At 63.8% G+C, this 7,487-nt stretch carries 7 protein-coding genes; 1 reads left to right on the top strand and 6 read right to left on the bottom strand.

Features of this window, described 5'->3' with window-relative positions; translation table 11 throughout:
* The 5 genes from truD to gyrA all read right to left on the bottom strand — a co-directional run.
* Positions 1-727, bottom strand: a 727-nt coding sequence (gene truD, locus O2807_09605) for a tRNA pseudouridine(13) synthase TruD (GenBank protein ID MDA1000750.1), incomplete at its 3' end; no start/stop codon positions are given.
* A 45-nt stretch (positions 728-772) separates the two neighbouring features.
* A complete protein-coding gene (locus O2807_09600; GenBank protein MDA1000749.1) occupies positions 773-1,672 on the bottom strand; it encodes a rhodanese-like domain-containing protein in 900 nt (299 codons plus the stop codon).
* A gap of 38 nt (positions 1,673-1,710) precedes the next feature.
* A complete protein-coding gene (locus O2807_09595; GenBank protein MDA1000748.1) occupies positions 1,711-2,214 on the bottom strand; it encodes a hypothetical protein in 504 nt (167 codons plus the stop codon).
* Between the two features lie 59 nt (positions 2,215-2,273).
* A complete protein-coding gene (locus O2807_09590) occupies positions 2,274-3,668 on the bottom strand; it encodes an SUMF1/EgtB/PvdO family nonheme iron enzyme (GenBank protein ID MDA1000747.1) in 1,395 nt (464 codons plus the stop codon).
* Between the two features lie 20 nt (positions 3,669-3,688).
* A complete protein-coding gene (gene gyrA, locus O2807_09585; GenBank protein ID MDA1000746.1) occupies positions 3,689-6,127 on the bottom strand; it encodes a DNA gyrase subunit A in 2,439 nt (812 codons plus the stop codon).
* A gap of 430 nt (positions 6,128-6,557) precedes the next feature.
* Between gyrA and O2807_09580 the strand changes: the two genes are divergently transcribed.
* Positions 6,558-6,869, top strand: coding sequence for a hypothetical protein (locus tag O2807_09580; protein MDA1000745.1), 312 nt, complete (start codon positions 6,558-6,560; stop codon positions 6,867-6,869).
* A 17-nt stretch (positions 6,870-6,886) separates the two neighbouring features.
* On the opposite strand, the gene O2807_09575 is transcribed toward O2807_09580, so the two are convergent.
* Positions 6,887-7,487 (bottom strand): cytidylate kinase-like family protein (locus O2807_09575; GenBank protein ID MDA1000744.1); only part of this gene is annotated, 601 nt, incomplete at its 5' end.

Genomic DNA, 7,487 nt, shown 5'->3' with positions numbered 1-7,487 from the left:
GGGAGAGGAGAAGCCGCTCCATCTGCCGGGATTCGGGCAAAAGGGCGCGGGCCCCTCCATGATCTCCCCGTGCGAGTCTGCTCTCGTATTCCGCCTCCCGCTCCGGCCCGCCCGAGAAGCCGCCCTCGAGCAAAACCGACACGAACCGGACCATTTCCCCGCGCACGAGAGCGCGGCCCGCCTCGGCCGAATGGCCGCGCGCACCGAAGCGCTGTTCGCCGAAGGCATTTGGCAGGCCCCTTTTCTCCAGCACCTCCAGCACGGCGCCCGCCCGCTCCGCTGCGCCGGGCACCGCCCCCCGAAGCCGGATGCGGAAACGGTTGCCGGCGTGCGCCCCGCGGCGGATCTTCGAGGGGCCGCGGCTCCACGAGAGAACGCGAAGCCCGCTCCCCAGGGCCCCTTCGGCGGCGGAGAACTTTTCCCCTGGATCGCGCGCAAGGCGGAAGGAAAGCATCTGTCTCGCCACCGCCCGGGCGTCCTTCAGCCCCGCATGGCCCGCGTCCCGCTCCTGGGCACCCAGCGCGCGAGCGAGCCGCCGGATGGCGTCGAGGGTGGGGATTCCGCGTTTTTCGATCCAAAGATAAACGTGCTCCCCGCTCCCGCCGGGGGAGCCGGGCCAGGTTTCCTCGACCTCGAAATCCTCGGGCGCATCCCGGTAGCGGCCGCCCGTTCCCGGAATCTCCGCCGTCAGGTACCGGCCGCGGGGTGGGGTCTCGCTCGAGGACATGGCGCACATCATATGGATTTTTCGTGGAAGGGCCGATCGCCCACCCTAGCCCTTGCGCACGGGAACCTCGAGGGGCAGGTCCGCCCGATCGCCCCATTCTTTCCAGGAGCCGAGATAGTTCCGCGCCCTCGGGTAGCCGAGCAGGCGGTAGACCAGGTAGGCGTGTGCCGAGCGGTAGCCCCCCTGACAGAGCGGGACAATTTCCTTGTCCGGGAGAAAGCCCTTTTCCTCGAGCATCTTCCGGAGGGTGTCCGCGTCCTTCAGGGAGCCGTCCGCGCCGATCGTCTCGAGCCACTCCAGATGCGTCGAGCCGGGGATCGCCCCGCCCCGCGCGGCGCGGATGTTCTCGGCATAGTACTCGCCCCCCGATCGGGTGTCGTGGATTTTCACGTCCGGATCGTTCAGGTGATCGAGGATATACTGCGCCGTAGCCAGCCGGCCTTCGAGCGGCGCCTTCAGATGGCTGGCGAAGGCGCTGCGGATGATGCGGCGATCGCCCTCGGGGCCCTTGTCGAGCGCGTTGGGCGCCATCGGCCACGCCTCCCGTGTGACGGGCAGGCCGGCTTTTTTCCATGCCTCAAATCCCCCGTCGAGGATGTGCACGTCTTCGTGGCCGAAGTATTCGAGAAACCAGAATCCCCGCGCGGCGCGAAAGCCGCTGTTCGCTTCGTAGAAGACCACTGTCTTGCCGTAGTCAACGCCGCGGATCTCCATGAGATACGCGAGCATCCAGGTGAAGGCCGAGAGCGCCTCGGGGCGGGTGTCGTTCAGCGAGACGCCGTAGATGTCGAAATGGGCCGCGCCCTCGATATGTCCGGCGCAGAAATCCGGCGCGGGACGTGTGTCCACGAGCACCAGATCGGGGCCCTTCATCTCCCCGATCCGCTCCTTGAGGCGCTCGGGCGGCCAAACCAGATCGGGGTTCGTGTATCCCTTGTAGGTCATGGACTTCCTTGTATCGCTCAAAAGGATCCGGCCGGCGGCTAGCGGTATTCCTCGGGGCTCAGCGGCTCGAGCCGGTCCGTCAGCGAGCGGGTAGGGACCGATGGGTTGAGCACGCGCACCTTCACCTTCTTCTTTCCCTCGGCCGTCACGAAACGGTAGCTCAGCTTCGCCACCTGGGAGTAGTTGTACCAGACGTGGGTGTTCCGTTCCCCGCCGGCGACCAGCACCAGATGGATCATCTCCAGTCCTCCATCGGGCCGGGTGATGATCTCCATCTCGTCGATCTGCCTGTGAAAGGTTTCCACTTTTCCGGTGGCCATGGTGACGCTCACGACCAGATCGAGCGGCCGCTGGGGCTGCGCAGGGGGCTCGGGCGCCTGCGGGGGGGGTTGCTGTGCGGGTGTCTGTGCAGGCGTCGTCGCGGGAGGCGGATTTCCCTGGGGGGATTCCGCCGGTGATTGCGCCCAGGAGTACGAAGAGGCGCCGCCGAAAGCCAGGGCCGCTGCCAGAGCCGCCGCTGCTATCACATAACGGGACAACATTCTATATCCTCCCTCGTTTTGGAGTCGCTCGCCGGATTGGTGGCAGGCATCATACCGCATTACGGGGCGTTTGCCGCGCACCGGAAACCATAGACCGGCAGGCGGCGGCCGGGGACGTCCCCGGTCCGGGCGATCGTAGCCAGCTCCCGGCTGGAATTGACCCACGAGCCGCCGCGGAGGGTGCGGTAGGCTTTTCCGCCGCGCACGATGGGCTGGCTGTCCTCGAGGCGGGCCCGAAAAGTATCCTCCACCCATTCCCAGACGTTTCCGGCCATGTCCTCGGCGCCATAGGGGCTGGCGCCCTCCGGGCGGCGCCCCACCGCCTTCGGTCCGCCGCGATCGGGCGGCAGGCCGTAGACCGCGTTTCGGTCCTCCAGCTTCGATCCCCAGGGATAGGGGCGGCCCATCGCGCCGCCCTTGGCGGCAAACTCCCATTCTTTTTCCGCCGGAAGCCGCTTGCCCGCCCAAGCGCAATACGCGCGCGCCTCATGCCAACTCACCCCGACCACGGGGATGTGCTCGCCGTGAAAGTGCGGCCTCTCCCAGAAGGGAGGGGCCGGATGGCCTGTTTCCCGGACAAAGCGCGCATACATCGCGTTGGTGACTTCAAAACGATCCAGGCGAAAAGGTTTCACGACAACAGGAATTCCTTTTTTCTTTTCCGTCTTCTGCTCGGCCTTTCCTCTTCTCCGCCTCTTCTTTTTTTCATTCTTCTCCGGGGGCTCGGCGACAATCCCCATCTCGTAATGGCCTCCCGGCACTTCCACCATGTTGGCGTAAGAGGGCCGTAGGGCCAAAGCGGGCGCCGCCATTTTTCGGGACGCCGGCTTCGGGGGAGATGGAATCGCGCGTGCTTCTTTCGGTGGAGCGGAGCCGGCCTGCGAAGGCGCTGTCTTCGCGGGCGGGGTGGTTTTTTTTCTTCGAAGCTCGGCGTCAATGTTTGCCAGCTCGGGCCACTTTTCCTTGTCGAGCGAACCCAGCATCTGCCTTGCCTTTTCCTTGTCACCGCTGCGGTAGTACAGATAGCCGAGTCCCCTTTGGGCGCTGCCGTCGTTGGGGTGAAGTTTGCGGGCCTTCAGAAAAAAGGGAAGTGCCCCTTTCGGCCGGCCGTCATCGTAAAGGGTCCAGCCCATGCCGGTGAGTGCATGGAGCGCCCCCGGCTCGATCCGGAGAGCGTCGCGGAAAAACCGCTCGGCCGCGTCGTAGTCCTCCTGCAGGTAGGCCCGCTCCCCCTTCCGGCTCAGCGCCAGGGCAGGAGAAGGGGGCTTTGCGGCATCGGCAGGGGGCAAGAATGTGGCGGGAGGAGGGGCCAGTACCACATGCTTCGGGGGCGTCTCTCCCGCCACGAGGGCACACGAGGCCGCCGCCAGCACGATGCCGGTGAGCGCCAGCGCGCGGGAAAAAGAGAGGCGCGTGAACCGCGAGGCAGGTTTTGGGTTTGGATTCAGGAACAAAGGCTCCCACACGGCAATTTTCAGCTCACTTCCTGGCCATTTCCGCTGTCTTCGACCCTGGCGAGGGCGGCGACCCGATCTTTTCCCTTCACATCGATGAGGCGCACCCCCTGGGTCGAACGCCCGATGATAGAAACATCCTTGGCATTGGCACGAATCATCTGACCGCCCGTTGTGATGAGCATGAATTCGTCTTCGTCCATCACCCGCCGGATGCCGACGACCTCGCCGTTCCTGTCGGTGGCCTTGATGTTGATCACGCCCTTGCCGCCGCGGTTCGTGACCCGGTAATCGTCCACCTTGGAGCGCTTCCCGAAGCCATGGGTGGTGGCGGTCAGTATGACATCGCCCGGGGAAACAACCTCCATTCCGACGACATAATCATCTTTGCCCAAACCGATGCCGCGCACGCCGGCGGCCGTCCGGCCCATGGGGCGGGCCTTTGCTTCAGGAAAGCGGATGGCTTTCCCCTGCCGGGTGCCGATGAAGATCTCGCGGGTGCCGTCCGTCTGGCCCACCGTGATCAACTCGTCCCCTTTCTTGAGGCCGATGGCGATGATTCCGCCGGCGCGGGGGTTGCTGAACGCCGTGAGCTCGGTTTTCTTCAGCACGCCCCGGCGGGTCACCATGACCACGTAGCGGTCGGGCTCGAACTTCCGAACGGGCAGCACGGCGGTGACTCGCTCGCTTCCGGAGAGCTGTAGCACGTTCACAATCGCCTTGCCGCGGGCGGTTTTCCCTGCCTGCGGAATTTCGTGCACCTTGAGCCAGTGGCACCGCCCGGAGCTCGTGAAGAAAAGAAGATAGTCGTGCGTTGAGGCGATGAAGAGCTGCTCCACAAAATCTTCTTCTTTCGTCCCCATGCCCATCACACCCTTGCCGCCGCGCCGCTGGGCCCGGTAGAGGCTCACCGCGTTGCGCTTGATGTAGCCGGAGTTGGAGATGGTAACGGCCATGTCCTCCTCGACGATCATGTCTTCAAGCGCGATCTCGCCCGTCTCATCCACGATCTCGGTCCGGCGCGCATCGGCGAATTTCTGGTGGACCTCCGTGATCTCCTCCTTGATGATCTGTGTCTGGAGCTTCGCTTCCATGAGGACGCGGTTGAGATATTTGATCTTCTTCTGGAGTTCCTTGTATTCCTCTTCGATCTTGTCCCTCTCGAGTCCGGTCAGGCGCTGGAGGCGCATCTCCAGGATGGCCTGGGCCTGGATCTCGGTCAGCTTGAACTTGTCCACCAACCCCTTTTTGGCGATGTCGGGGGTCTTGCTTCCCCGGATGAGCTTGATGACCTGATCGATCTTGTCGAGCGCAATGCGGTAGCCCTCGAGAATATGGGCCCGCTCCTCGGCCTTGCGGAGTTCGAAACGGCTCCGGCGGAGAATGATCTCTCTCCGGAAGCGGAGGAAGTGGATCATCATTTCCTTGATGTTCATCACGCGGGGCTGGTTGTTCGCCAGGGCCAGCATGATGACGCCGAAGGTGGTCTGCATCTGGGTATGCTTGTAGAGCTGGTTCAGGACGGCGCCGCCCACCGCGTCGCGCCGCAGATCGATGACGATGCGCATCCCGGAGCGATCACTCTCGTCGCGGATGTCGGAGATCTCGCGGATCTTCTGGTCGCGGACCAGCTCGGCGATCTTCTCGATGAGCCGCGCCTTGTTTACGGTGTAGGGGATTTCCGTTACCACGATGGACTGCCGGTTGGTGCGGGGCTGTATCTCGACCATGGCGCGTGCCCTGACCTGAACGTGGCCCCGCCCCGTTCTGTAGTATTCGCGGATTCCCCTCTTGCCGTGGATGATGCCTCTGGTCGGAAAGTCCGGGCCGGGCATGATTTTTTCGATTTGGTCAATGGACAGATTCTCGTCGTCCAGCACCAGTGCCAGCGCTTCGCACAGCTCGCCGAGGTTGTGCGGGGGGATGTTCGTGGCCATGCCGACGGCAATGCCGGTCGATCCGTTCAGGAGAAGATTCGGCACGCGCGCCGGGAGGACGGAGGGCTCCTGGCGGGTGCTGTCGTAGTTGGGGACGTAGTCGACCGTTTCCTTGTCGATGTCGAGGAGCATGAACTCGGTCAGTTCGGTCATCCGGGCTTCGGTGTAGCGCATGGCGGCCGGCGGATCGCCGTCCACCGAGCCGAAGTTGCCCTGGCCGTCCACCAGCAGGCCCCGCAGGGAAAAGTCCTGGGCCATCCGGGCGAGCGCGGGATACACCACCGCCTCGCCGTGGGGGTGATAGTTTCCGCTCACATCGCCCGCGATCTTTGCGCACTTGCGGAAGGACTTGTTGTGCTGAAGCCCGAGGTCATCCAGGGTGGTGAGAATCCGCCGGTGAACGGGCTTGAGGCCGTCGCGCACATCCGGCAGGGCGCGGGAGATGATGACGCTCATCGCGTAGTCCATGAAGGATGAGCTCATCTCGTCTTCAATGTTGACCGAGCGCAGATTCTCCGCCATTTTCCGGCTTCCCTCTCTTGGACAATGCAAAAATCGTCGCACGGGCGGCTGGGCTGTCGCGTGTCTTCCAGGCAGGCGTGGTCCGCGTTTCCGTCAGTATTCTTATACCACATTTTTCGTGAAAACGAAAGAAAAAACAACGGCTTGCGCTATAAAACCCGCCCGCCCGGAGGCGCCTTGAACCGGCCTCCGGAGGGGGCGGATTGTGCGTCCCGGAGAATATGAGTAAATCTATCTCGTTTTGCGCCGGGGCTGGCGCCAGAAGCCGGCCGGCCGCCGGAAGCCGCCGCCGCTCCCTGCTTGTCTTGAGGTGTTCATGAAAAGATTTCGTTTCCGGTTCTTGTCCCGCGTGTCCGTCCTCGCCGTCCTTTGGGCGGCCCTTTTTCTCTCCAGCGCTTCTCCTGCAGAGTCTGTGGAGGTTGGAGATCTCATGAAAAAAATGCATGAGTCCTACGAGCGGCTGGTCGAGACGATCCTCATGAAGCCCCTTCGGGAGCTCGCGGAGACGGATTTCGAGGGGGTGAAAAAGGAGGTGGAGATAGTCGTCCGCCTGGCGAAGGAGCTGCCCCACACCGAGGGAAACGAAAACATCGCGAGCTTCAAGACGTATGCGGAGCAGCTTGCGGAAAAAGCTCGTGAATTGGGTGGTTTCGCCGACAAAAAAAATGCAAAGGGATCCGTCGGCGCGCTGGTGACAATCTGGGGCGCCTGTGCCAACTGCCACGGCGACTTCCGCTTCTAGGCACGGGCGCACGCACGCTAGGCCAGAATCTTTTTCCGGATGGCTTCCATCGCGACCCGGGCAATCTCCTCGCCGTCCATTTTCGCGTTGTTGAAGATCATGTGGTAGTGGCCGGAGTCCGCCAGCTCTTTTCCGGTAAATTCGTGAGCCAGTGTGTCCCGCGCCGCCTGCTCCCTGACAACGATGGCTTCCGCCTCGGGCGCGGTGATGTTCCGCCGCCGGGCGAAGCTGGCCACCCGGTATTCCAGCGGCGCGACCAGACGAATGTGAAAACCCCCCTCCAGAGTGCCGCAGGCGATGGCCCCGGCCCGGCCCAGGAGGACCACCCGGCCGGCCTGGGCGAGCGCGACCAGGGTCTTGGCGAGCGCCTCGTACGCCTGGTATTCCGTGGGCCTGTTTCCCAGCAGCGTGTCCAGGGTCTGCCGGATGACGCTGCGGCGGCTCGTGTCCAGGGCGCGCACAAACTCCTCGGCTACCCCTCCCTGCTCGGCCACGGCGAGAAGCACCTCTTTTCCCATCACCACCCAGGGGGTGGGATCGGCGCCCAGCTCGTTTAGCTGCTCCGCGATCCGGTTCGCCACCAAAACACCCTCGCAGCCGAACTCCCGGGAAACCGTG

Source organism: bacterium (assembly GCA_027622355.1).
Taxonomy (GTDB): domain Bacteria; phylum UBA8248; class UBA8248; order UBA8248; family UBA8248; genus JAQBZT01.
Note: the sequence above shows the minus strand (reverse complement) of the source record. Positions and strands in the feature narration are given on the sequence as shown.

Excerpts from the sequence above, each read along its gene's own strand:
- O2807_09600 (MDA1000749.1), bottom strand. The coding sequence starts at position 1,672 with ATGACCTACAAGGGATACACGAACCCCGATCTGGTTTGGCCGCCCGAG.
- O2807_09595 (MDA1000748.1), bottom strand. The coding sequence starts at position 2,214 with ATGTTGTCCCGTTATGTGATAGCAGCGGCGGCTCTGGCAGCGGCCCTG.
- gyrA (MDA1000746.1), bottom strand. The coding sequence starts at position 6,127 with ATGGCGGAGAATCTGCGCTCGGTCAACATTGAAGACGAGATGAGCTCA.
- O2807_09580 (MDA1000745.1), top strand. The coding sequence starts at position 6,558 with ATGAAAAAAATGCATGAGTCCTACGAGCGGCTGGTCGAGACGATCCTC.